Origin of the sequence: Escherichia sp. WS547 (assembly GCF_046486065.1) — a bacterium.
Taxonomy (GTDB): domain Bacteria; phylum Pseudomonadota; class Gammaproteobacteria; order Enterobacterales; family Enterobacteriaceae; genus Escherichia; species Escherichia coli.
The window spans coordinates 1-25,107 of record NZ_JBJQMA010000041.1; the positions used below are offsets into that span (position 1 = coordinate 1).

Below are 25,107 nucleotides of genomic sequence, written 5' to 3' on the forward strand. Positions count from 1 at the left end.
GCTTACCAATATGGGCCAGAATTGCTGACCAGTTATCGTGAGAGTAATTCATCGGCACGTTAAATCATATCAGGCGTAATACCACAACCCTTAAGTTAGCGCTTATGGGAGATATCCCCCATTACGATGAGGAAATGGCCACTCCCGAAACCATCGTCACCAATCGCGATATGCTCACGGATACCCTGCTGTCAACGGAGGGTGCGCCACACTATCCGGGAATGACTCACCGGCATCAGCTTGCAGACACCGTGGTAAACGGTTTTTCTACCGATCCACTCCAGGCACTTCAGTCCGAAAGCCTGATTACCACGGGCGATCCGCTTTCAGGCATTGCGGCTGTCCGGCCATCGGCACCGCTGTCCGATCCGGCAAGTAATGGTGGGATCAATACTCCGTTTATGGATCTACCGCCCATTTATGCCAGCCCCGGCGATCGTAATGATGACTTCCCTGTGGCAGAAATGGCGCAACGCCACCTTGCGGTCACCCCCTTACTGCGCGGTCTCGGCGGCTCGCTTACCGTGAGCAATTCTGACGATGCGGATGATTTTCTGGAAGAGGCCGGACGCACGTTACAGGCCGCAATAAAAGGTCTGCTCGATTTGCAGCAACAGCGTAACAGCCTCTCAGACAAACATTTGCGCCCGCTGGAAGATAACCCGCTGCGCCTGAACATGGATTACGCCACCGCGCTCGACGTGATGTTTGCCGAAGGTAAAAGTCCGGTACATCTGGCGGCTCCCGCCGCTGTCAGTGAAAGCCTGCGTAATGTCCGCCACCACGAAGAAGCTAACCGGGCAGCGATTGTGGAGTCACTTCGTGTCCTGCTTGACGCTTTCTCACCACAAAATCTGCTGCGCCGCTTTGTGCAGTACCGCCGCAGCCATGAACTGCGCCAGCCGCTGGATGATGCCGGAGCATGGCAAATGTACAGCCATTATTACGAAGAACTGGCCTCCGATCGCCAGCAGGGGTTTGAGATGCTGTTTAACGAGGTCTACGCCCAGATCTATGACCGGGTGCTTCGTGAAAAACAGCGGGAGCCGGAAGCATGAACAGGAAGGCGTTTCTGGCCTGCGTGCTGATGTGCGTCATATTAACCGGCTGCGAAACGGCGAAAAAAATCAGCGAGGTGATCAAAAACCCGGATATCCAGGTCGGGAGCCTGAAGGAGCAACCTTCGGAAATAACCGTCACCCTGCTGACCGAACCGGACACCAATACCAATGCGGAGGGTGAATCAGCCGCCGTGGATGTGCAACTGGTGTACCTGACTGACGACTCAAAATTGCTGGCAGCCGACTATGACCAGATAGCCAGTACGCCGCTACCGGATGTGTTGGGTAAAAACTATATCGACCACCAGGATTTCAACCTGTTGCCGGACACCATCAAAACCCTGCCGCCGGTAAAGCTGGATGAGAAAACGCAGTTTATTGGTGTCGTGGCCTATTTCTCCGATGACCAGGCCACTGAATGGAAACAAATCGAGACGGTGGAAGGAACCGGCCACCATTACCGCCTGCTGGTGCATGTACGTCAAAGCAGCATCGAAATGAAAAAAGAGGATGAATAATTATGGCAACCACCCGCAACAAGGTGATGTGGCAGGAAGGGATGCTGATGCGCCCACACCATTTCCAGCAACAGCAGCGTTACAACGACTACCTGGATAACCAGCGTTTCCGGGCCATGAATGATTTATCCTGGGGATTTACCGAACTCACCCTCAACAATGAACTGCTGGCGCAGGGTAAGATCATGATTGACAGCGCGTCAGGCACACTGCCCGACGGCACCGTCTTTTCTATCCCCGACCAGGACGCACTGCCCGATCCGCTGCACCCGCAACATTTTCCGGACGAAAGAAGCCGCAATATTTACCTCGCTCTGCCGGTCGCCAGTGATGTGAGAAATGAAATCAGCGACGGGCGGCGAATCGGGCGTTACCGGCTGAATTATGCCGATGTCCGGGATCTGCATTCAGAAGAAGGTGACGCGCGAACACTGACGCTGGGTCAACTGACGCCGCGCATTATGAGCGGTGCAGAAGATATGAGCGCCTATATTACGCTCCCGCTTTGCCGTATCAGCGATCGCCATGCCGACGGCTCCCTGACGCTGGATGACGATTTTATCCCCTCCTGCCAGAATATTCAGGTCAGTAAGAAACTGCGTGTTTATCTCAAAGAGGTACAGGGGGCCATTGGCGGACGGGCAAGCGATCTGGCAAACCGCATTGGCTCTCCGGCGCAGAGCGGCATCGCGGATGTGGCGGAATTTATGATGTTGCAGTTACTTAACCGTAACCAGACCCGGTTTACCCATCGCGCTCGTCGATCCCAGCTCCACCCGGAAGATTTCTACCTTGATCTTGCCGGGTTGCTGGGTGAACTGATGACCTTTACCGAGCCGTCGCGCCTGCCCTGCCCGCTTGATGTGTATGATCATCATGACCTGACCAAAACATTTAAAACGCTGTTACCGGAAGTCAAACGGGCGCTGCATACCGTACTGTCGCCAAGAGCCGTTAATCTGCCGCTGCATCTGCGTGACGGTATCTGGCAGGCCGATATCCATGACACAGAACTGCTGCAATCTGCCACCTTTGTGCTGGCCGTGGCGGCAAACATGCCGGTCGATCAGATCCAGCGCCAGTTTATCCAGCAGTCGAAAATTTCCTCGCCGGAAAAAATCCGCAATATGGTCAGTGTGCAGATACCCGGCATTCCATTGCGTGCCCTGATGGTGGCTCCCCGCCAGCTTCCTTACCATTCCGGGTTCAGCTATTTCGAACTCGACAAGAGCGGCCAGGCCTGGACAGAAATGGCTGCCGCCGGGGCCGTTGCACTGCATGTATCCGGCAGTTTCCCGGATCTGAACATGCAACTGTGGGCGATAAGAGGGTAAGACGATGGATGAGGGGTCACTGTCTCTGCCACCATTTACCGGACACCACGAAAAAAGCCAGCGCGACTATCATCTCGCGCTTCGTGGCAACAGCCTGAATCCGATGATCGACGCAGCCACGCCGCTCCTCGGTATGGTGATGCGCCTTTCAACCATGAACAGTCAGACGATGCCGGAGCATCTTTTTGCTCAGGTGGTGACAGATGTTCAGGCCGTGGAGCAACTGCTTCAGGAGCAGGGCTACGAACCGGGCGTGATTATCTCGTTTCGCTACATCCTCTGCACGTTTATTGATGAAGCGGCGCTCGGTAACGGCTGGTCGAACAAGAACGAGTGGATCAAGCAGTCATTGCTGGTCCATTTCCACAACGAAGCCTGGGGTGGAGAGAAAGTTTTCATCCTGCTGGAGCGCCTGATCCGTGAACCCAAACGTTACCAGGATCTGCTGGAATTTCTCTGGATCTGTTTTTCTCTGGGATTTCGCGGGCGCTACAAAGTGGCAGCACAGGATCAGGGGGAATTTGAGCAGATCTACCGCCGTCTGTACCACGTTCTGCATAAACTGCGCGGCGATGCCCCTTTCCCGCTGTTACACCAGGACAAAAAAACCCAGGGCGGGCGTTATCAGCTCATCAGTCGCCTGACTGTTAAACATATTTTTTGTGGTGGCGTTGTCGTGCTGGCGTTGTTTTACCTGTTCTATCTGTTGCGGCTGGACAGCCAGACGCAGGACATCCTGCACCAGCTAAACAAATTACTTCGATAAGGACGTTTATGATCCAGATTGATCTTCCCACGCTGGTAAAACGGCTGAACCTGTTCTCCCGCCAGGCGCTGGAGATGGCCGCCTCTGAATGTATGAGTCAGCAGGCAGCGGAAATTACCGTCAGCCATGTGCTTATTCAGATGCTCGCCATGCCACGCAGCGACCTGCGGGTTATTACCCGCCAGGGCGATATTGGCATGGAAGAGTTGCGCCAGGCGCTGACGGTGGAGAACTACACAACTGCCCGTTCTGCGGACAGCTACCCGGCATTTTCCCCGATGCTGGTTGAGTGGCTGAAAGAGGGCTGGCTGCTGGCGTCGGCTGAGATGCAGCACAGCGAATTGCGTGGCGGCGTGTTGCTGCTGGCCCTGCTGCATTCGCCGCTGCGTTATATACCGCCTGCTGCCGCCCGGTTGTTGACCGGCATTAACCGTGACCGTCTGCAACAGGACTTTGTACAGTGGACACAGGAGTCGGCGGAATCAGTCGTGCCGGATGCAGACGGTAAAGTCGCAGGCACACTGACGGACGCTGCTGACACCCTGCTTGCCCGCTACGCCAAAAACATGACCGCAGACGCCCGTAACGGCAGGCTTGACCCGGTACTGTGCCGCGACCACGAAATCGACCTGATGATCGACATTCTCTGCCGCCGCCGCAAGAACAACCCGGTGGTGGTGGGCGAAGCAGGCGTGGGTAAAAGTGCCTTAATCGAAGGGCTGGCGCTGCGCATCGTGGCAGGCCAGGTGCCGGACAAACTGAAAAACACCGATATCATGACCCTTGACCTAGGCGCATTGCAGGCCGGGGCGTCGGTGAAGGGCGAATTCGAAAAACGCTTCAAGGGGCTGATGGCGGAGGTCATTTCCTCTCCGGTGCCGGTCATTCTGTTTATTGACGAAGCACATACCCTGATTGGCGCGGGCAACCAGCAGGGCGGGCTGGATATCTCCAACCTGCTCAAACCGGCGCTGGCGCGCGGCGAACTGAAAACCATCGCCGCCACCACCTGGAGCGAATACAAAAAATACTTCGAGAAAGATGCCGCCCTGTCGCGCCGCTTCCAGCTGGTGAAGGTCAGCGAACCCAACGCCGCCGAAGCCACCATTATTCTGCGTGGTCTGTCGGCGGTCTATGAACAGTCTCACGGCGTGCTGATTGATGATGACGCCTTGCAGGCCGCAGCAACGCTGAGCGAACGTTATCTCTCCGGGCGTCAGTTGCCGGACAAAGCCATTGATGTGCTGGATACCGCCTGCGCCCGCGTCGCCATTAACCTTTCCTCGCCGCCGAAGCAAATCTCGGCGCTGACCACTCTGAGCCACCAGCAGGAGGCGGAAATTCGCCAGCTTGAGCGCGAGCTTCGCATCGGGCTGCGTACCAACACCTCACGGATGACCGAGGTGCTGGTGCAGTACGATGAAACGCTGACGGCGCTGGATGAACTGGAAGCGGCCTGGCATCAGCAGCAGGCGCTGGTCCGGGAGATTATCGCGCTGCGCCAGCAGTTGCTGGGCGTGGCAGAAGACGATGCGGCGTCGTTGCCGGACGCAGATGCCGCGGAGGATACGCCGCCAGAGTCAGAGTCAGAGTCAGAGTCAGAGTCAGAGTCAGAGTCAGAGTCAGAGTCAGAGTCAGAGTCAGAACAGGATAATACCGGTGCCGTACCGGCTGATGAGGCCGACAGAGAACAGCCGGAAGAGACCGCTGAAACAGTTTCCCCGGTACAGCGGCTGGCCCAGCTCACTGCCGAACTGGACGCCCAGCATAACGACCGGTTGCTGGTCTCCCCGCACGTCGATAAAAAACAGATTGCGGCGGTGATTGCCGAATGGACCGGCGTGCCGCTCAACCGCCTGTCGCAGAATGAAATGTCGGTCATCACCGACCTGCCGAAATGGCTGGGCGACACCATCAAAGGCCAAGACCTGGCGATTGCCAGCCTGCATAAGCATCTACTGACCGCACGCGCCGACCTGCGTCTTCCGGGACGCCCGCTCGGTGCGTTCCTGCTGGCTGGCCCCAGCGGTGTGGGTAAAACCGAAACCGTCCTGCAACTGGCAGAGCTGCTCTACGGCGGTCGCCAGTACCTGACCACCATCAATATGTCCGAATTCCAGGAGAAACACACCGTCTCGCGGCTGATTGGTTCGCCTCCGGGCTACGTTGGCTACGGTGAAGGCGGCGTACTGACCGAAGCGATTCGCCAGAAACCCTACTCGGTAGTACTGCTCGATGAAGTGGAAAAAGCGCACCCGGATGTGCTCAACCTGTTCTACCAGTCGTTCGATAAGGGCGAAATGGCAGACGGTGAAGGCCGCCTGATTGACTGCAAAAATATCGTCTTCTTCCTGACGTCCAACCTCGGCTACCAGGTAATAGTCGAGCACGCCGATGACCCGGAAACCATGCAGGAAGAACTGTATCCGGTGCTGGCCGACTTCTTCAAACCTGCCCTGCTGGCGCGTATGGAAGTGGTGCCGTATCTGCCGCTGTCGAAAGAGACGCTCGCCACCATTATCGCCGGAAAACTGGCCCGTCTGGATAACGTGCTGCGCAGTCGCTTTGGTGCAGAAGTGGTCATTGAACCGGAAGTGACGGACGAAATCATGAGCCGCGTCACCCGCGCGGAAAACGGCGCGAGGATGCTGGAATCGGTCATCGATGGCGACATGCTACCGCCGCTCTCGCTGCTGCTGTTGCAGAAAATGGCGGCTAACACGGCGATTGCCCGGATTCGGTTGTCGGCGGTGGACGACGCATTTACGGCAGACGTGGAAGATGCTCAGAACGACGAGTCCGTCACAAAGGATGAAACGGTTTTATGAGCAGGTTGCGCGTTTTCCGGCAGACAGGATGGTTTATCGCGGGCCTGATGACGGGCTTACCCGCCACTGCCGCGCCCGCAGAAACATCGTCAATGGCCGGTGTGGCGGTCGCCGTCGCCACCACGACCCCGCCGGATGCGACAGCCACGTCACAGGCCATGCAGTCCTGTCGGCGGGAGTCCGCGGCGCTGGAGCGGCTTGACTGCTATGACCGCCTGCTGGCACCGCTGTCCCCGTCAGGGTTTGACGGGGCGCTGGTCAAAGCCGGTTTTGTGGGCGAGGCCTGGACCCGCGCCACAGAGCAGGAAAAACGCCGCGAGGGCAACACCACAGAACTGCTGGTGACGCAGGTGCCGGGGGAGCGCCCGACGGTGGTGATAACCACCCCGGCTATCGGCCATGTTCCGCCGCGCCCGGTGCTGATGTTCAGTTGCGTGGACAATATCACCCGGATGCAGGTGGCGCTGATGCACCCTCTGGATGTCCATGATATCGCCGTCACTCTGAATGCCGACAGCCGGGCATTGCGTAGCCACTGGTTTGTGCGCGAGAACGGCACCCTGCTGGAGTCCAGCCGGGGGCTGTCCGGGATTGATGAAATTAAGCAACTGTTCGGCGCAAAAACGCTGACAGTGGATACCGGCGCAGATAACGCCGCAGGAAAGCTGACCTTTAACATTGACGGGCTGGCAAGGGCGATTGCCCCCCTGCGCGTTGCCTGCCACTGGGCGGGAGAATAAAAATATGGCAATGGACTTACGCGATCCGAATGTCTGGATAACGCACCTGCTGGAAAACCTGCCGGAAGAAAAACTGGCATCGGCGCTGAAAGATGACAACCCGGACTGGGAGTATATCGACGGCGAAATCGTCAAACTGGGATCTCTGGCCCACAGTCAACTGGATATCCCGGAACTCCAGCGCCGGGGGCTGGTCATTCTGGCTTCGGAGAGTAAGGACTTTCGTCTGCTGGCGCATCTGCTGAGAACCCTGCAACACGCCGGTGATCCTCATCTCGCATTGCGCCTGCTGGCGCTGTATGTGGAGCATTACTGGTCGGTGGCTGCGCCGCAGAATATGGCACATAAAAAACGCTTTGCCAGCCAGGTCATTAAACGCTTCGAAACAGGTATTGAAGGCTTTTCACAGAACGCCGCCACAGCGCAGCGCGACGCGCTGTCAGGGGAACTGGCGAAACTGGCGCAGTGCTGGCAGTCACATAACGCCCCGGAACTGGCACTGGCTACCGATGATCTTTTTGCCCTGTACCAGCGTGCGTTTAATCGTGCGGCACCGGCTCCTGCCCCCACTCCGGCGGCCTCCGATAGTTCACGACAGACCACCGCCACGTCTGAAAGCGGCGTGACGCAACCCAGTGCTCCGGCTCCCCAAATCGCCATCGACAGTCACGACGACAAAGCCTGGCGCGACACGCTGTTAAAAGTGGCGGCTATTTTATGTGAACGCCAGCCGGACTCGCCGCAGGGCTATCGCCTGCGCCGCCATGCCCTGTGGCAATCCATCACCAGTACACCCCAGGCGGAAAGCGATGGACGTACCCCATTGGCTGCGGTCTCTGCCGATATGGTGGCGGATTACCAGTCCCGGCTTGCCAGCGCGGATATGGCGCTGTGGCAGCAGGTTGAGAAAAGCGTATTGCTGGCTCCTTACTGGCTGGACGGTCACTGTCTTTCTGCACAGACGGCACTGCGTCTGGGTTACAAACAGGTGGCAGACACCATCCGCGATGAGGTCATCCGCTTCCTTGAGCGTCTGCCCCAGCTTACCGGGCTGCTGTTTAATGACCGCACACCGTTTCTCAGTGAGCAGACGAAACAATGGCTGGCAGCTTCGCCCGACGGCAAAGTTGCACCGGTTGCGCAAATCGGTGAGGAATCGCAGGCAGCCAGAGCCTGTTTTGCTGGGCAGGGTCTGGAGGCGGCGCTGCGATATCTGGACATGCTACCCGAAGGCGATCCCCGCGATCAGTTTCACCGCCAGTACCTTGCCGCACAGTTGACGGAGGAGGCGGGGCTGATACAGCTTGCGCAGCAACAGTACCGGATGTTGTTGATGATAGGGAGTCAGATGATGGTGTCTGACTGGGAGCCATCATTACTTACGCAGCTTGAACAAAAATTCACGGCAGAACAATAAAAGAGAACAGGAGTTTTTGTGTTCAGATTACCAACACCCCGACTACTCAGCGGACTCAAATCAGCCCTACGCCCGGCGATGCCCCGGTTTAAAGTCTCCGCTTTCTGGCTGCTGATACTGGCGTGGTTTTTTCTGCTGGTATGGATCTGGTGGAAAGGCCCGACGTGGACGCTGTATGAAGAACAGTGGCTCAAACCACTGGCGAACCGCTGGCTGGCAACGGCGGCATGGGGGATTATCGCCCTAGTGTGGCTTACCGTCCGGGTGATGAAGCGCCTGCAACAGCTTGAAAAAATGCAAAAGCAGCAGCGCGAGGAGGCCATTGATCCGCTCAGTGTGGAGCTGAACGCCCAGCAGCGTTACCTTGACCGCTGGCTGCTGCGCCTGCAACGCCATCTCGACAACCGCCGTTTCCTGTGGCAGTTGCCGTGGTATATGGTCATCGGCCCGGCGGGCAGTGGCAAAACGACACTGCTGCGCGAGGGTTTTCCGTCCGACATTATTTATGCCCCGGAGGGCGCACGCGGCGCAGAACAACGCCTGTACCTCACGCCCCATGTCGGTAAACAGGCGGTGATCTTTGATATCGACGGCACACTCTGCGCTCCCGCTGATGCGGATATCCTGCATCGCCGTCTGTGGGAACATGCCCTCGGCTGGCTGAAAGAAAAGCGCGCGCGCCAGCCGCTGAACGGGATTATTCTGACACTCGATTTACCCGATCTGCTTACCGCAGACAAACGCCGCCGCGAACATCTGTTACAGACGCTGCGCAGCCGCTTGCAGGATATACGCCAGCATCTTCACTGCCAGTTACCGGTTTACGTGGTACTCACCCGGCTTGATTTATTGCAGGGTTTTGCCGCCCTGTTCCAGTCACTGAACAGACAGGATCGCGATGCAATTCTAGGGGTCACGTTCACCCGCCGCGCCCATGAAAATGATGACTGGCGAACAGAGTTGAATGCTTTCTGGCAGACATGGGTGGATCGAATGAACCTAGCGTTGCCGGATCTGATGGTCGCTCAGACTCACACCCGCGCGTCTTTATTTAGTTTTTCCCGCCAGATGCAGGGAAGCCGTGAACCACTGGTGTCACTGCTTGAGGGTCTGCTTGACGGCGAAAATATGAACGTGATGCTGCGTGGCGTCTATCTCACCTCTTCGCTTCAGCGCGGACAGATGGATGATATTTTCACCCAGTCTGCCGCCCGCCAATACCGGCTGGGCAATAACCCACTGGCGTCCTGGCCTCTGGTGGACACCGCACCCTATTTCACCCGTAGCCTGTTCCCGCAGGCGTTACTCGCAGAGCCTAATCTGGCAACGGAGAGCCGCGCCTGGCTGATGCGTTCCCGTCGCCGCCTGACGGTTTTCTCTGCCACTGGCGGCGTGGCGGCACTGCTGCTCATCACCGGCTGGCATCACTATTACAATGGTAACTATCAGTCCGGCATCACCGTGCTTAAGCAGGCCAAAGCCTTTATGGATGTGCCGCCTCCGCAGGGGGAAGATGACTATGGCAACCTGCAACTGCCGCTGCTGAACCCGGTACGCGATGCCACTCTGGCCTACGGTGACTGGGGCGACCGCAGCCGCCTTGCGGAGATGGGATTATATCAGGGGCGACGCATCGGGCCTTATGTGGAACGGACCTACCTGCAACTGCTGGAGCAACGCTATCTTCCGTCGCTGTTTAACGGGCTGGTCAAAGAGATGAACGCCGCGCCACCGGAGAGTGAGGAAAAACTCGCCGTGCTGCGCGTGATGCGAATGCTGGAGGATAAGAGCGGACGTAACAATGAGGTGGTGAAGCAGTATATGGCAAAACGCTGGAGCGAAAAGTTCCACGGCCAGCGCGATATCCAGGCGCAACTGATGTCCCATCTTGACTACGCGCTGGCTCACACAGACTGGCATGCAGAGCGTCAGGCGGGCGACGGTGACGCTATCAGCCGCTGGACGCCGTATGACAAGCCCGTTGTGTCAGCACAGAAAGAACTAAGCAAACTACCTGTCTACCAGCGAGTTTACCAGAGCCTGAAAACGCGGGCGCTGGGCGTTCTTCCTGCCGACCTCAATCTGCGTGACCAGGTAGGGCCAACCTTTGACCAGGTGTTTACATCTGCCGATGACAATAAACTGGTTGTTCCACAGTTTCTTACCCGTTACGGCCTGCAAAGCTATTTTGTAAAACAGCGCGATGAACTGGTTGAACTGACGGCGATGGATTCCTGGGTACTCAACCTCACCCGCAGCGTGAAATACAGTGACGCCGACCGGGCGGAAATCCAGCGCCAGTTGACCGAGCAGTATATCAGCGACTACACCGCCACCTGGCGGGCCGGGATGGACAATCTGAATATCCGCAATTTTGAGTCCATCGGACAACTGACCGGGGCGCTGGAGCAGGTTATCAGCGGTGACCAGCCTTTGCAGCGGGCGCTGACCGTGCTGCGTGACAACACACAACCAGGCGCCTTTTCTGAAAAGCTATCTGCTAAAGAACGGGATGAGGCCCTGGCTGAACCAGACTACCAGTTACTCACCCGCCTTGGGCATGAGTTCGCCCCGGAAAACAGTACCCTGACAGTCCAGAAAGATAAAGAAAGCACGATGCAGGCCGTGTACCTGCAGCTCACCGAGTTACACCGCTACCTGCTGGCGATCCAGAACGCGCCTGTACCTGGGAAATCGGCACTGAAAGCCGTGCAGTTACGGCTTGATCAGAACAGCAGCGATCCCATATTCGCCACCCGCCAGATGGCAAAAACACTGCCTGCTCCGCTCAACCGCTGGGCAGGCAGGCTGGCTGACCAGGCCTGGCATGTGGTGATGGTGGAAGCCGTTCACTATATGGAAGTGGACTGGCGCGACAGCGTGGTGAAACCGTTTAACGAGCAACTGGCAAATAACTATCCGTTTAATCCACATTCTGCACAGGATGCCTCACTGGATGCCTTCGAACGATTCTTTAAACCAGATGGCATACTGGATACCTTCTACCAGCAGAACCTAAAGCTGTTTATCGACAATGACCTGAGTCTGGAGGATGGCGATAACAACGTCATTATTCGCGAAGATATTATTGCGCAACTGGAAACCGCGCAGAAAATCCGTGACATATTCTTCAGCAAACAGAACGGTCTGGGAACATCCTTTGCCGTGGAAACGGTATCGCTTTCCGGCAACAAACGCCGCAGCGTACTGAACCTTGACGGTCAGTTAGTCGATTACAGCCAGGGCCGTAACTATACCGCCCATCTGGTCTGGCCTAACAATATGCGCGAAGGCAACGAAAGCAAACTGACGCTGGTTGGTGCCCGCGGCGGCGCACCGCGCAGTATCAGCTTCAGCGGGCCGTGGGCTCAGTTCCGCCTGTTCGGGGCCGGACAGCTGACCGGAGTACAGGATGGCAACTTTACCGTGCGCTTTAGTGTGGACGGTGGCGCAATGACCTACCGCGTGCATACCGACACGGAAGATAACCCGTTCAGCGGTGGGTTATTCAGCCAGTTTGGCCTGTCAGACACACTGTACTGAGGAGGCAGGGATGAATAGTAACGGACTGACACAAACTATCGTTACCGGCAGTGACCCGCGCGGGCTGCCGGAATTCAGCGCCATCCGCGAGGAAATAAACAAAGCCAGCCATCCGTCACAGCCTGAGCTGAACTGGAAACTGGTGGAGTCGCTGGCGCTGGCGATTTTTAAAGCCAACGGTGTGGATTTACACACCGCCACCTACTATACGCTTGCCCGGACACGGACACAGGGACTGGCGGGATTCTGCGAAGGTGCGGAACTGCTGGCGGCAATGGTAAGCCACGACTGGGATAAATTCTGGCCGCAGGGCGGTCCGGCGCGTACTGAAATGCTGGACTGGTTTAACTCCCGAACCGGCAATATTCTGCGTCAGCAAATCTCCTTTGCGGAACCCGATCTGCCACTGATCTACCGCACAGAGCGGGCATTGCAGCTTATCTGCGACAAGCTTCAGCAGGTGGAGCTGAAGCGCGTTCCGCGCGTGGAGAATCTGCTCTATTTTATGCAGAACACGCGTAAGCGGCTTGAACCCCAGCCGAAGAGTAACGTTGAAAACGCCGTACAGACCACGGTTAGAACACTGATTTATGCCCCGGAAACAACGGCTTCCTCCACGCCAGAAGCGGTAGTGCCTCCCCTGCCCGACCTGCCTGAGATGAAAGTAGAAGTGCGCAGTCTGTCAGAGAATCCCCCACAGGCCAGTGTGATGAAGCAAGGCAGTACGGTAAGAGGGTTTATCACGGGGATCGCCTGTTCAGTGGCTGTCGCCTCAGCATTGTGGTGGTGGCAGGTCTATCCGGTGCAACAGCAACTGTTACAGGTTAACGACACCGCGCAGGGCGCAGCAACGGTGTGGATGGCCTCACCTGAACTAGAAAACTATGAGCGCAGGCTGCAACAGCTTCTTGGCGTCTCCCCGGTACAACCGCTGGAAACCGGGATGCAGATGATGCGTGTTGCCGACAGTCGCTGGCCGGAAAGCCTGCAGCAGCAGCAGGCCTCGACACATTGGAATGAAGCACTCAAAACCCGCGCACAGAGTAGCCCGCAGTTGCGTAGCTGGTTGCAGACCCGTCAGGACTTACATGCTTTTGCAGATCTCGTGATGCGGCGCGAGAAAGAGGGACTAACCCTTTCCTATATCAAAAATGTCATCTGGCAGGCGGAGCGGGGACTGGGGCAGGAAACACCCGTTGAGTCTCTGTTGACGCAGTACCAGGATGCCCGTGCGCAGAAGCAGAATATAGATGCGCTGGAAAAACAAATTAATGAGCGACTCGAAGGCGTGTTAATCCGCTGGCTGCTGCTGAAGAATAACGTCATGCCAGAGGCGGCAACCGGGACCACGGCCGAAAAATAATTATTTAATTAAAGGAGATTATCATGGCAAATATGAGTTATTTATCTTTGAGTGGAGAGACACAAGGGCTGATTTCAGCAGGTTGCTCAACGCTTGATTCTGTCGGAAACAAAGCACAGCCAGAACATAAAGATCAGATCATGGTTTATGCGTTAATGCATTCCATCTCAAGAAGTCAAAATGTCAATCATCATGAATTAATTATCACCAAACCGGTTGATAAATCCTCACCATTGCTGGCAAAAGCACTTAGTGACAATGAAAAAATGGTAACATGTGAATTTATACTCTACCGAACCAGTAAAGCGGGTATTTACCAGCCTTATTATAAAATAAACCTGTCAAAAGCCCGAATATCAAGTATTGATTTTGTCACACCGCATGCTGTCCTGGAAAAAGAACTGGAGCCACAGGAGAGAATTGCCTTTATTTATGAAGATATTTCCTGGGAGCATACGTTAGCCGGTACGAATGCAATGAGTAAATGGCAGGATCGTGTACAGTAATTTACTGTAATAACATAATAAATTACTATTGCGGAGAGATATAATGGCTGGTTTAAGGAATAATAACAACACACAGAATGCACAGTGGGCTGATTATGTGGGTGACATTCTTCGGGGGGCTCAACCGATAAACCAGCTAGTACCTCAGCACCCTTATCTTAACGACGTCCCACTCATTGATGAATTAAGGCGTCAGAACACTCATCATGTTATTCTCTTGACACTTGATGTTGCAAAAAAAATACTCAGCTCAATAACATCATTTGATTACATTCATTTTATCACTACACATCCTTCAGGTATAAAAGATACACTCGCTTGGTTAGTTAACGCGGGTAAATTAATGACTGAGTTTGATGGAAATGGGAAAATTATATTTAACTTTAATACCTTAAAGTATACAAAAGCAAGTTACTTTGAAATACTTGGAGAGAAATATATAAAAATTACAACATCCAGCCCCTGGCTTTTAGAAAAGCTCGGTAAATATATTTTCTCTTCACGAGCGCCTCAAGTTCTGGAACTCGCTATTGGCTGGCGAGGAGCTTTATCTGAATCAATAAAAGGAGTTAAGTTCTGTATCTGGTTTTCAGTAGCCTGGAGAACCATAGAATTTATTATGAGTTCAGAGCGAGATCTGGTTAATTTTCTTGGTGATTTTTCAATGGATGTGGCCAAAGCAGTGATTGCAGGCGGTGTTGCAACTGCTATTGGAAGCCTGGCTTCTTTTGCCTGTCTTAGTTTTGGCCTTCCAGTAATTCTTGTAGGAGGAGCAATTTTACTTACAGGGATAGTGTGTACAGTTGTTTTAAATGAAATCGATGCTCAATACCATTTATCAGAAAAATTAAAAGATGCAATTAGAGATGGACTAAAACGGCAACAGGAACTTGATAAATGGAAAAGGGAAAACATGACTCCATTTATGTATGTTCTTAACACTCCCCCCGTGATATGAGGATTAACTATGCGTTTACATGTTAAATTGAAAGAGTTTTTTTCGATGTTTTTTATAGCCATATTATTTTTCCCTGCATTCAATGCTTCTTTATTTTTTACCGGAATTAAACCTCTATATTCAATAATAAAAGGCTCCACGGAAATATTTTATGATTGGAGAATGTTGATTCTATGCTTCGGTTTCATATCGTTTTCCTTGTTAAATATTCATGTAATTTTACTAACAATAATAAAATCATTCTTAATAAAAAAAACAAAGGTAATCAATTTCGCCACAGACATAACAATACAGCTAACTCTTATATTTTTACTAATAGCTATCGTAATAGCACCTTTAATAGCTCCTTTTGTCACAGGATATGTCAATGCTAATTATCACCCCTGCGGTAATAACACGGGGATTTTCCCAGGAGCAATCTATATTAAAAATAGCATAAAATGTAATAATGAACATATTTCTCACAAGGAAGATTAAGCAGTTAAATAATTAAATATTCTAAAACAAACAGTTTTTAACGCCGGATTCCATGTCCTTTCTTGCACTGTCTTTGTCAGGAACAATTTCTTATGCAAAGAATTTTGTATTATTGCCGCCAGAAATTCCTGGCGGCAGATATAATTTATTATTGATAGCGGTTAACCAAATCTTTTACCATCGCTTTATAGGTCTTTTGCTTAAGTTGTATGATTTGCTGCTCTGTCATATCAGTCGTACTGGCTTCATTCTTGCCGGGAAATGGTGGAAGCACTTTATATTCATAATTCACCGGCGACCAGGCAGCCCACTCACCTGTAGCTACATCCACCAGCGTGAATCGCACCAGATAGCGCAGTGAGATTGTGTTAGTCAGTTTTTCATTTTTATAATCGGACCATACTGTTGATTTCAGTGCAGTGTCATATTTTCCTGTCTGCAACGTATCCTGGTAAACAATAATCGCTTTCTGATGGCCTTTTGCCGCCACAAAACGTAATGCCTGCATCCAGTTCATATTTTCAGCACTGGCAACATCCTCGTTCTCATTTTTATCTTTGTTTTTGTTACAAGTCAGAGGCTTTTGTCTGTCCGGGATACCAGAGAATGTGGAAACAGTATAATATTTTCGCATCTCCTCCTGCATAATGGTTTCCGGTGCGCGGTTGCCGGATTGAACAAGTATTACAGGTGAATTAAGGGGAACGCGGAACTCATCTCCATCAAGCGCAGCTTGAATATCCTCCTCGGATACGGCTAGTGTGGTTTCATTACCAAATAAGTCTTTGTCTGTTAGTTGCTGCGGAGCGTTTTTATTAAAATTACTTTGTGTGGTTTGAGCTTTTTTCTTCTTTTCATCAATAAGAGATTCAGAGACACATCCTGCAAGCAGCGAGAATAATACATATATACAACAAACCTTTTTTGAATTCAAAATCGGACACTCCCTCGTCTGTCATAATCATGGTAATGTTTAGCTAACGATTTTTAATTATATACTCCACTTGAATCAGAACAAACAAAAATAATATTAAATATTAATTCATTAAATCAATAGAATAATAAAAATTATAACATGGAAATATATTTAAATTGAATGATTCGCTGGTATTATTAAATATTAATGAATGGTCAATCATATATAATTACCACATTTACAGCATAACAAAATAATTGAACGAAGAAATTGTGGGGTTTAAATACAAAAAAAACCGCAAAATTAAAAATTTTGCGGTTCTCTGAACTCATTTTCATGAGTGAATTTGGCGGAACGGACGGGACTCGAACCCGCGACCCCCTGCGTGACAGGCAGGTATTCTAACCGACTGAACTACCGCTCCGCGTTGTGTTCCGTTGGGAACGAGGCGAATATTACGGATTGCCTCACCCTTCGTCAACGGTTTTTCTCATCTTTTGAATCGTTTGCTGCAAAAATCGCCCAAGTCGCTATTTTTAGCGCCTTTTACAGGTATTTATGCCCGCCAGAGGCAGCTTCCGCCCTTTTTCTGCACCAGATCGAGACGGGCTTCATGTGCCGCAAGCTCTTCATCTGTCGCAAAAACAACGCGTAACTTACTTGCCTGACGCACAATGCGCTGAATTGTTGTTTCACCTTGTTGCTGTTGTGTCTCTCCTTCCATCGCAAAAGCCATCGACGTTTGACCACCAGTCATCGCCAGATAAACTTCCGCAAGGATCTGGGCATCGAGTAATGCCCCGTGCAACGTTCGTTTACTGTTATCTATTTCGTAGCGGGCACATAACGCATCGAGGCTGTTGCGCTTACCGGGAAACATTTTCCTCGCCACCGCAAGGCTATCGGTGACCTTACAGAAGGTATTGGTCTTCGGAATATCGCGCTTAAGCAACGAAAACTCGTAGTCCATAAAGCCGATATCGAACGCTGCGTTATGGATCACCAACTCCGCGCCGCGAATATAGTCCATGAACTCATCGGCTACTTCGGCAAACGTGGGCTTATCGAGCAAAAATTCATCGGCAATACCATGTACGCCAAAGGCTTCCGGATCCACCAGCCGATCGGGTTTGAGATAAACATGGAAGTTATTGCCCGTCAGGCGACGGTTCACCACTTCAACGGCACCAATCTCAATGATCTTGTGGCCTTCATAGTGCGCGCCAATCTGGTTCATACCGGTGGTTTCGGTATCGAGAACGATCTGGCGTGTAATTGCAGTGCTCATAGCGGTCATTTATGTCAGACTTATCGTTTTACAGTTCGATTCAATTACAGGAAGTCTACCAGAGATGCTTAAACAGGTAGAAATTTTCACCGATGGTTCGTGTCTGGGTAATCCAGGACCTGGGGGTTACGGCGCTATTTTACGCTATCGCGGACGCGAGAAAACCTTTAGCGCAGGCTACACCCGCACCACCAACAACCGTATGGAGTTGATGGCCGCTATTGTCGCGCTGGAGGCGTTAAAAGAACATTGCGAAGTCATTTTGAGTACCGACAGCCAGTATGTCCGCCAGGGTATCACCCAGTGGATCCATAACTGGAAAAAACGTGGCTGGAAAACCGCAGACAAAAAACCAGTAAAAAATGTCGATCTCTGGCAACGTCTTGATGCTGCGCTGGGGCAGCATCAAATCAAATGGGAATGGGTTAAAGGCCATGCCGGTCATCCAGAAAACGAACGTTGCGATGAACTGGCTCGTGCCGCAGCGATGAATCCCACACTGGAAGATACGGGCTATCAAGTCGAAGTTTAAGCCTGTGGTTTACGACATTGCCGGGTGGCTCCAACCGCCTGGCGAATTCGTGGCTTGTTTTTACTCTGTTTCATCGGATTTAGCGTTAAAGGAATAGTCCGTTTCCGGGCGACAATAAGTTGTAAGCAACCAAGCGCAGGAATATGCGCATTCAATAGTTTTCCACCGTGTTTGTTCCACGGGAGAACGTGGAAACGGCTGGCGTGTAGCACTTCAAAATTCAACAAAGAGAGCCAGTCCAGCTGCCGCATCAGAGTAAACATCCGGCTATTATAGGGCGAGGTTTTGCGCAATACCGGCACAAGTTTTCGTAATCCCATTAAACTGATGGGATTGAAGCCACTAATCACCAGCCAGCCATCATCAATCAATACCCGATCGGCTTCACGCAATAAACGATGCGGATCGGTGCACCACGGCAATGTATGTGCCAGTAGACAAACATCAACGGATTTATCGGCAAAAGGAAGATGAAGTGGGTCCGCCTGCACCTGGACGGGCATTCCTTGCGCAGAAACATTCACTTGATGAGAAACCGCGCACGCTTCGCAATTGATTTCTGCGCTTAAATTGCCAATCTTAAGCAGATGAAAACCATACATTTTAGTGAACCACGGGTTGAGCTGGCGCTCCAGCGCCTTGCGATAAAGCTCTCCCCAGGGCAAATCGCCCCAGCAATCAGGAGCCACGACAGTTTGAGGGACTCTTGCCGGTTTCATCACAACCTTCCGTTTCACACTGAGAGGTAATCTATGAATCTTAACAGTATTCCCGCCTTTGATGACAATTACATCTGGGTTTTGAATGATGAAGCAGGTCGCTGCCTGATTGTCGATCCCGGAGACGCAGAGCCAGTATTAAACGCCATTGCCGCCAATAACTGGCAACCGGAGGCCATATTTCTCACCCACCATCACCACGATCACGTTGGCGGCGTAAAAGAACTGGTGAAAAAGTTTCCGCAAATTGTGGTGTATGGTCCACAAGAGACACAAGATAAGGGAATAACACAGGTAGTCAAAGATGGCGAAACTGCCTTCGTTTTGGGGCATGAATTTAGTGTAATTGCCACACCGGGTCACACTTTAGGACATATCTGTTACTTCAGTAAACCTTATCTATTTTGCGGCGACACGCTGTTTTCTGGTGGGTGTGGTCGGTTGTTTGAAGGGACACCATCACAAATGTATCAATCACTTAAAAAGTTAAGTGCGTTACCTGACGATACATTGGTATGTTGTGCTCATGAATATACCTTATCAAATATGAAGTTTGCTTTGAGTATTCTTCCGCACGATTTGTCCATAAATGATTATTATCGTAAAGTTAAGGAGTTACGGGCAAAAAATCAAATAACACTACCCGTAATTCTGAAAAATGAGCGGCAAATTAATGTTTTTTTAAGAACAGAAGATATTGATTTAATTAATGTAATTAATGAAGAAACATTATTGCAACAACCTGAAGAACGTTTTGCATGGTTAAGGTCAAAGAAAGATAGGTTCTGATAAAACTTTCTTGTCATCGGCTCCGTTCGCCGTTATGATCGGTCGTCTTTTAAGCAACTATTGACACACACATGAAGGCAAAAGCGATATTACTCGCCTCTGTCCTGCTCGTGGGTTGCCAGAGTACCGGCAACGTTCAACAGCACGCACAGAGCCTTTCTGCAGCTGGTCAAGGGGAAGCAGCAAAGTTTACAAGTCAGGCACGATGGATGGACGATGGGACGTCTATCGCGCCAGATGGTGACTTGTGGGCTTTCATTGGCGACGAGCTAAAGATGGGAATTCCGGAAAATGACCGGATTCGCGAACAGAAACAGAAATATTTACGCAATAAGAGCTATCTCCACGATGTAACTTTACGGGCAGAGCCGTATATGTACTGGATAGCCGGGCAAGTTAAAAAACGTAACATGCCTATGGAACTGGTACTACTACCCATAGTGGAGAGCGCTTTTGATCCTCACGCAACGTCTGGCGCCAATGCAGCAGGCATCTGGCAGATCATTCCGAGCACGGGGCGCAATTATGGTTTGAAACAGACCCGCAATTATGACGCGCGTCGCGATGTTGTTGCTTCAACAACTGCCGCGCTGAACATGATGCAGCGTCTGAACAAGATGTTTGACGGCGACTGGCTTCTGACCGTAGCGGCTTATAACAGCGGCGAAGGTCGAGTCATGAAGGCAATTAAAACGAACAAAGCGCGTGGGAAATCCACGGACTTCTGGTCGTTACCGTTGCCGCAGGAAACGAAGCAGTACGTGCCTAAAATGCTGGCATTGAGTGATATTCTCAAAAACAGCAAGCGTTATGGCGTACGTCTGCCAACGACCGATGAAAGCCGTGCTCTGGCGCGTGTGCACCTGAGCAGCCCAGTTGAAATGGCGAAGGTTGCAGATATGGCGGGGATTTCCGTCAGCAAGCTTAAGACATTCAACGCTGGCGTGAAAGGCTCCACGCTGGGCGCAAGTGGTCCGCAGTACGTGATGGTGCCAAAGAAGCATGCAGATCAACTGCGTGAATCTCTGGCTTCGGGCGAAATTGCTGCTGTACAGTCGACGCTGGTTGCCGACAATACGCCGCTTAACAGCCGTGTTTACACCGTACGCTCTGGCGACACGCTTTCAAGTATCGCTTCACGTCTCGGCGTTAGCACCAAAGATTTGCAGCAGTGGAACAAACTGCGCGGATCTAAGCTGAAGCCAGGCCAAAGCTTGACGATTGGCGCAGGTAGTAGCGCACAGCGGTTGGCAAACAACAGCGATAGCATTACATATCGTGTGCGCAAAGGCGATTCGCTTTCAAGCATTGCTAAACGCCACGGCGTGAACATCAAAGATGTGATGCGCTGGAACAGCGATACTGCGAATCTGCAACCAGGCGATAAGCTGACGTTGTTTGTGAAAAACAACAACATGCCAGATTCCTGACAAATCAGATAATGAAAGGCACCGATTCCCCCGGTGCCTTTTTTATTTATGCTGCTTTATGTGCTTCTACAATGATGATATCACTGGTGAAAGAGCCATCATTCTGCAAGGCAAAATACGTTTTCACCTCTGTCGATGCGCTCTGTTGGTAAATGCGAATAGCGTCTACTAACGCTTCTGGCGTACGCATTCTCGCGACCCATGAAGAAAATTCCAGCGGTAACTTATCTGTAATTAAATTATCAACTATCAGATTGGCTTCATTGATTAACGTCAACCACTCACCGCTGGCGTAGTTTCGTACGTGAGAGGTATCGCGTAATGCTTCTACCGTCTGTAACCAGACGTCGCGCACTGGGTGCCCCGGAGACATTACGTCCATCACAATCAGCCTACCGCCAGGTTTCAATATCCTATTCACTTCTCGCAGTGCTGCACCAACATCATGCCAGTGATGGGCAGAATAACGGCTGATAACAATATCAAATGCGTTATCGGCAAATGGCAGACTTTCGACATAACCCTGGCGGGTGGTGATATTTTTCAGTTGCCGGGCTTCGGCAGCTTGTGCCACGACATCCAGCATGTGGGCAGATAAGTCATACGCCACCACCGCGCTCACGTTCTGCGCAGCGACAAAGCTGGCATGCCCTGCTCCGCAGCCCATATCAAGTACACTTGCATCAGGATAATCAGCCAGACGCACCGCCAGGCGCTGTAAATCCCGTCCGGATGCATGTACGGTACTAGTCAGATATTCGCTAGCTTGAGAGCTAAACTGCTTTTCTACGTGGTCATGGTGGGATTGTGATGTCATTGCGCTGTCCTTTTGTTGTTTGAGTATAAAAGGGCAGCGCCAAACGTTGGTCTGCCCTGTGGCAGACCTGACATACCTTATTTATCAGGCTTGCCGGGACTGAATTCAACGAGTAGCGGATTGTGATCGGAAGCGCGCGTAACCAGTACAGAAGCTTCGCTGACGTTCAGACCACGGTAAAAAACAAAATCGAGCGGGCGACCAAACGCCCGACGGCGCTGATCGTCGGTAAAACGCACCTGGCGCAGCGACATTTCCCGCGCAAAGCGATATAACGCGTTCATCCTTCTACGGCTCCAGGCATTGAAATCTCCCGCCATAATGACCGGGCCGCTGTGATGAGCTATCTGATCGCCAATAGGAAGTAACTGCTTACTATAAACATCCACGCCCAGACTGAAGTTGACGGCGTGTATATTAACCACCATCAACAGGCGGGTGTCAGGTAATGGATAGACCGTCACCAGTGCCGACTTCGCCAGACGCAAAATGGGTTCTCGTTCACGTAACGGGCAGCAATACACTGGATGTGCCGCCGAAAGGGTCATTACGCCAGAAGGATGTTGTGGCAGCACGAAAGCGGGTACCTGATCGGCGGCAAGATAGTTAGCGGTCGCAAACTGTACTAACTCTGGCGTTGTCTGCGCTTCCTGCAATAACACCAGATGTGCATCTTTGCCGTAGTTCTTTAATACCGACAACCATTCAGCGCGTTGCTGTTTGTATATGTTCCACACCAGGATCCGAATACGCTCTTCGGTACTTAACGGTTCTCCGGGTGGTAATGCCTGGCCGATGCTCGCAAAAGACCCCGGCGGTAAGATCCTTTCCGCAGGTTGTCCGGCAACATAGCGCATGGCATAGGTGTTTTTTCGCACTTTTGACTTTGAAACCTCTATTACGTCAACCCTTCCGCACTCGGGAGGGTTCTACTGTTATAGGGATTTTAGCTCACTCTTTCAACGAGCAATTGTATATTGTTATGTAAGCAAGTGCTTACACCGGTCAGAAATTTGCTCATTATTGAGAACATTAAATCGGATGACATATCACGCATCCTGATGGTTTAATGACAAATAAATTCAAAATATCTCATCTATTTTGCAACAGGAGCAAAAATGAAAGCCACGTCGGAAGAACTCGCCATTTTTGTTTCGGTCGTCGAAAGCGGCAGCTTTAGCCGGGCAGCGGAACAATTAGGGCAAGCAAACTCAGCGGTAAGCCGGGCGGTGAAGAAGCTGGAGATGAAACTTGGCGTTAGCCTGCTTAATCGGACCACGCGGCAACTTAGCCTGACGGAAGAAGGCGAGCGTTATTTTCGTCGCGTACAGTCAATTTTGCAGGAGATGGCAGCGGCAGAATCAGAAATTATGGAGACGCGTAATACACCGCGTGGACTGTTGCGCATCGATGCCGCAACTCCAGTAGTGCTGCACTTTCTGATGCCGTTGATTAAGCCTTTCCGTGAACGCTATCCGGAAGTCACTTTATCACTAGTCTCCTCCGAAACGATTATTAATTTGATCGAAAGAAAAGTGGATGTCGCGATACGCGCCGGTACGTTAACGGATTCCAGCTTACGTGCCAGGCCGTTATTTAACAGTTATCGAAAAATTATAGCCTCCCCCGATTATATTTCCCGCTATGGGAAGCCAGAAACGATCGACGATTTAAAGCAACATGTTTGCCTGGGATTCACTGAACCCGCTTCCCTCAATACCTGGCCGATAGCCTGTAGCGATGGACAATTACATGAGGTGAAGTACGGTTTGTCATCCAATAGTGGGGAAACACTGAAACAGCTTTGCCTGAGTGGCAACGGGATTGCGTGTTTGTCCGACTACATGATCGACAGAGAAATCGCTCGCGGAGAATTGGTGGAGCTAATGGCAGATAAAGTGTTGCCAGTGGAAATGCCATTCAGTGCAGTCTATTACAGCGACCGTGCGGTAAGTACGCGCATCCGGGCTTTTATCGATTTCCTTAGCGAGCATGTAAAAACAGCTCCCGGAGGAGCTGTCAGAGAGGCTTAATCCCATTCAGGAGCCAGACCTTCCGGGCTAACCAGGCGGTCGTTGCAATCCAGTGCGGCGATCGCTTTTTTATCTTCGGCATCAAGCTGTAAATTTTGTGCCTTAAGATTACTTTCCAGGTTTTTACGTTTAGTAGAAGAAGGAATTACTGAGTAACCTTCCCCCATAGCCCACGCCAGAATCACTTGTGCCGGAGTCGCATTGTGTTTAGCTGCGATACGAGCAATAACCTCATCTTTCAGGGCCTTACCATACGCCAGCGTCATATAGGAAGTAATATGGATGCCGTGCTGTTTAGCCCAGGCAACCACTTTACGGTTTTGCAGATAAGGAGAGAGTTCAATCTGGTTAGTAGCGATGTTTTCAGCACCAACAGCAGCAATCGCTTTTTCCATCAATGGGATCGTGAAGTTGGAAATACCGATCTCACGCGTCAGCCCTTGTTTTTTGGCTTCCAGCAGCGCCTGCATAAACTCTTCAACAGAGACTTCATCGTTTGGTGACGGCCAGTGGATTAGCGTCAGATCAACATAATCAGTACGCAATTTTTGCAGGCTCTCTTGCAGACTCGGGATCAATTTGTCTTTGCTGAGATTTTCAATCCAGATTTTAGTGGTGATGTAGAGTTCATGACGTGGCACGCCACTTTCTGCAATCGCCTGACCTACGGCAGCTTCGTTATCATAGATTTGTGCGGTATCAATTGCGCGATAACCAAGTTCAAGCGCCGTTTTCACAGATGAAATAACAACGTCGTCTTTGAGACGGAAAGTACCTAAACCAAATGCAGGGATAGCCATAATATGCCTCTTTTAATGCTATTTTCGTTAACTGAGGTGATTATGGGCTTCAGACTGTTGCGGAAAAAGAGCGTAAAATGCAGAGGATTTTTGCGATTCTGGCAATAATAGATATACAGACGAAAAAAAACCTCGAGCGTTAACTCGAGGCTTCTTAATAAGTGGCGGAACGGACGGGACTCGAACCCGCGACCCCCTGCGTGACAGGCAGGTATTCTAACCGACTGAACTACCGCTCCACCGAATTCTTTTACAACCACCGGTTTTATGAC

The 25,107-nt window shown here is 51.5% G+C and carries 21 protein-coding genes, 2 tRNA genes and 1 pseudogene; 16 read left to right on the forward strand and 8 right to left on the reverse strand.

Annotated features, from left to right (window positions below):
• Positions 1–107: 107 nt before the first annotated feature.
• From tagH to ykfM, 12 genes and pseudogenes are all read left to right on the forward strand, one after another.
• Positions 108–1,058: pseudogene (gene tagH, locus ACJHWK_RS23040) on the forward strand (type VI secretion system-associated FHA domain protein TagH); the annotation flags it as partial.
• Positions 1,055–1,579 (forward strand): type VI secretion system lipoprotein TssJ, encoded by a 525-nt coding sequence (gene tssJ / locus ACJHWK_RS23045; protein WP_001080149.1) that lies wholly within the window; start codon positions 1,055–1,057, stop codon positions 1,577–1,579. The pseudogene tagH and the gene tssJ, both read left to right, overlap by 4 nt.
• A gap of 2 nt (positions 1,580–1,581) precedes the next feature.
• Positions 1,582–2,913 (forward strand): type VI secretion system baseplate subunit TssK, encoded by a 1,332-nt coding sequence (gene tssK, locus ACJHWK_RS23050; RefSeq protein WP_000246418.1) that lies wholly within the window; start codon positions 1,582–1,584, stop codon positions 2,911–2,913.
• A gap of 4 nt (positions 2,914–2,917) precedes the next feature.
• Positions 2,918–3,679, forward strand: a complete 762-nt coding sequence (icmH, locus tag ACJHWK_RS23055; RefSeq protein WP_001521863.1) for a type IVB secretion system protein IcmH/DotU — start codon at positions 2,918–2,920, stop codon at positions 3,677–3,679.
• 8 nt (positions 3,680–3,687) lie between these two features.
• Positions 3,688–6,507, forward strand: a complete 2,820-nt coding sequence (gene tssH / locus ACJHWK_RS23060; protein WP_106651905.1) for a type VI secretion system ATPase TssH — start codon at positions 3,688–3,690, stop codon at positions 6,505–6,507.
• The gene (gene vasI / locus ACJHWK_RS23065) at positions 6,504–7,247 is read left to right on the forward strand and encodes a type VI secretion system-associated protein VasI (RefSeq protein ID WP_000088867.1); all 744 of its coding nucleotides are present in this window, start codon (positions 6,504–6,506) and stop codon (positions 7,245–7,247) included. The genes tssH and vasI overlap by 4 nt, the downstream gene beginning before the upstream one ends.
• Before the next feature lie 4 nt (positions 7,248–7,251).
• Positions 7,252–8,664 (forward strand): type VI secretion system protein TssA, encoded by a 1,413-nt coding sequence (gene tssA, locus ACJHWK_RS23070; RefSeq protein ID WP_001240537.1) that lies wholly within the window; start codon positions 7,252–7,254, stop codon positions 8,662–8,664.
• Positions 8,665–8,772: 108 nt separating this feature from the next.
• Entirely contained in the window at positions 8,773–12,207 is a 3,435-nt protein-coding gene (tssM, locus tag ACJHWK_RS23075) for a type VI secretion system membrane subunit TssM (RefSeq protein WP_122452236.1), read from the forward strand.
• 10 nt (positions 12,208–12,217) lie between these two features.
• Complete coding sequence (locus tag ACJHWK_RS23080) at positions 12,218–13,570, forward strand: type VI secretion system ImpA and VasL domain-containing protein (protein ID WP_170886355.1); 1,353 nt, start codon at positions 12,218–12,220, stop codon at positions 13,568–13,570.
• A 23-nt stretch (positions 13,571–13,593) separates the two neighbouring features.
• Complete coding sequence (locus ACJHWK_RS23085; RefSeq protein ID WP_000002621.1) at positions 13,594–14,076, forward strand: Hcp family type VI secretion system effector; 483 nt, start codon at positions 13,594–13,596, stop codon at positions 14,074–14,076.
• A 43-nt stretch (positions 14,077–14,119) separates the two neighbouring features.
• On the forward strand, positions 14,120–15,034 hold the full coding sequence (locus tag ACJHWK_RS23090; protein WP_000908071.1) for a hypothetical protein: 915 nt from the start codon (positions 14,120–14,122) through the stop codon (positions 15,032–15,034).
• 9 nt (positions 15,035–15,043) lie between these two features.
• Positions 15,044–15,511 (forward strand): protein YkfM, encoded by a 468-nt coding sequence (gene ykfM, locus ACJHWK_RS23095; protein WP_001521857.1) that lies wholly within the window; start codon positions 15,044–15,046, stop codon positions 15,509–15,511.
• A 148-nt stretch (positions 15,512–15,659) separates the two neighbouring features.
• On the opposite strand, the gene ACJHWK_RS23100 is transcribed toward ykfM, so the two are convergent.
• The 3 genes from ACJHWK_RS23100 to dnaQ all read right to left on the reverse strand — a co-directional run bounded on the left by ACJHWK_RS23100 (position 15,660) and on the right by dnaQ (position 17,715).
• Complete coding sequence (locus ACJHWK_RS23100) at positions 15,660–16,445, reverse strand: hypothetical protein (protein WP_001086163.1); 786 nt, start codon at positions 16,443–16,445, stop codon at positions 15,660–15,662.
• Between the two features lie 329 nt (positions 16,446–16,774).
• Positions 16,775–16,851, reverse strand: a tRNA-Asp gene (locus ACJHWK_RS23105).
• 132 nt (positions 16,852–16,983) lie between these two features.
• The gene (gene dnaQ, locus ACJHWK_RS23110; protein WP_001308374.1) at positions 16,984–17,715 is read right to left on the reverse strand and encodes a DNA polymerase III subunit epsilon; all 732 of its coding nucleotides are present in this window, start codon (positions 17,713–17,715) and stop codon (positions 16,984–16,986) included.
• 64 nt (positions 17,716–17,779) lie between these two features.
• Between dnaQ and rnhA the strand changes: the two genes are divergently transcribed.
• Complete coding sequence (gene rnhA / locus ACJHWK_RS23115) at positions 17,780–18,247, forward strand: ribonuclease HI (RefSeq protein WP_000917883.1); 468 nt, start codon at positions 17,780–17,782, stop codon at positions 18,245–18,247.
• On the opposite strand, the gene ACJHWK_RS23120 is transcribed toward rnhA, so the two are convergent.
• Positions 18,244–18,966 (reverse strand): class I SAM-dependent methyltransferase, encoded by a 723-nt coding sequence (locus ACJHWK_RS23120; RefSeq protein WP_001295200.1) that lies wholly within the window; start codon positions 18,964–18,966, stop codon positions 18,244–18,246. The genes rnhA and ACJHWK_RS23120 overlap by 4 nt on opposite strands.
• 33 nt (positions 18,967–18,999) lie before the next feature.
• Between ACJHWK_RS23120 and gloB the strand changes: the two genes are divergently transcribed.
• Positions 19,000–19,755: a hydroxyacylglutathione hydrolase gene (gene gloB / locus ACJHWK_RS23125; protein WP_021523003.1), complete on the forward strand. Its 756-nt coding sequence runs from the start codon at positions 19,000–19,002 to the stop codon at positions 19,753–19,755.
• Between the two features lie 71 nt (positions 19,756–19,826).
• Positions 19,827–21,185, forward strand: a complete 1,359-nt coding sequence (gene mltD / locus ACJHWK_RS23130) for a murein transglycosylase D (RefSeq protein ID WP_000644685.1) — start codon at positions 19,827–19,829, stop codon at positions 21,183–21,185.
• Between the two features lie 46 nt (positions 21,186–21,231).
• Here the strand turns inward: mltD and ACJHWK_RS23135 are convergent, their stop codons facing one another.
• Together ACJHWK_RS23135 and ACJHWK_RS23140 are read right to left on the reverse strand one after the other, a co-directional pair.
• On the reverse strand, positions 21,232–22,002 hold the full coding sequence (locus tag ACJHWK_RS23135) for a class I SAM-dependent methyltransferase (RefSeq protein WP_001521855.1): 771 nt from the start codon (positions 22,000–22,002) through the stop codon (positions 21,232–21,234).
• Positions 22,003–22,079: 77 nt separating this feature from the next.
• Complete coding sequence (locus tag ACJHWK_RS23140; RefSeq protein WP_001230983.1) at positions 22,080–22,880, reverse strand: endonuclease/exonuclease/phosphatase family protein; 801 nt, start codon at positions 22,878–22,880, stop codon at positions 22,080–22,082.
• Positions 22,881–23,120: 240 nt separating this feature from the next.
• Between ACJHWK_RS23140 and yafC the strand changes: the two genes are divergently transcribed.
• The gene (gene yafC / locus ACJHWK_RS23145) at positions 23,121–24,035 is read left to right on the forward strand and encodes a DNA-binding transcriptional regulator YafC (protein WP_000648583.1); all 915 of its coding nucleotides are present in this window, start codon (positions 23,121–23,123) and stop codon (positions 24,033–24,035) included.
• On the opposite strand, the gene dkgB is transcribed toward yafC, so the two are convergent.
• Both dkgB and ACJHWK_RS23155 read right to left on the reverse strand, forming a co-directional pair.
• Positions 24,032–24,835 (reverse strand): 2,5-didehydrogluconate reductase DkgB, encoded by an 804-nt coding sequence (gene dkgB / locus ACJHWK_RS23150; protein WP_000997053.1) that lies wholly within the window; start codon positions 24,833–24,835, stop codon positions 24,032–24,034. The genes yafC and dkgB overlap by 4 nt on opposite strands.
• 162 nt (positions 24,836–24,997) lie before the next feature.
• A tRNA-Asp gene (locus ACJHWK_RS23155) sits at positions 24,998–25,074 on the reverse strand.
• Positions 25,075–25,107 lie beyond the last annotated feature (33 nt).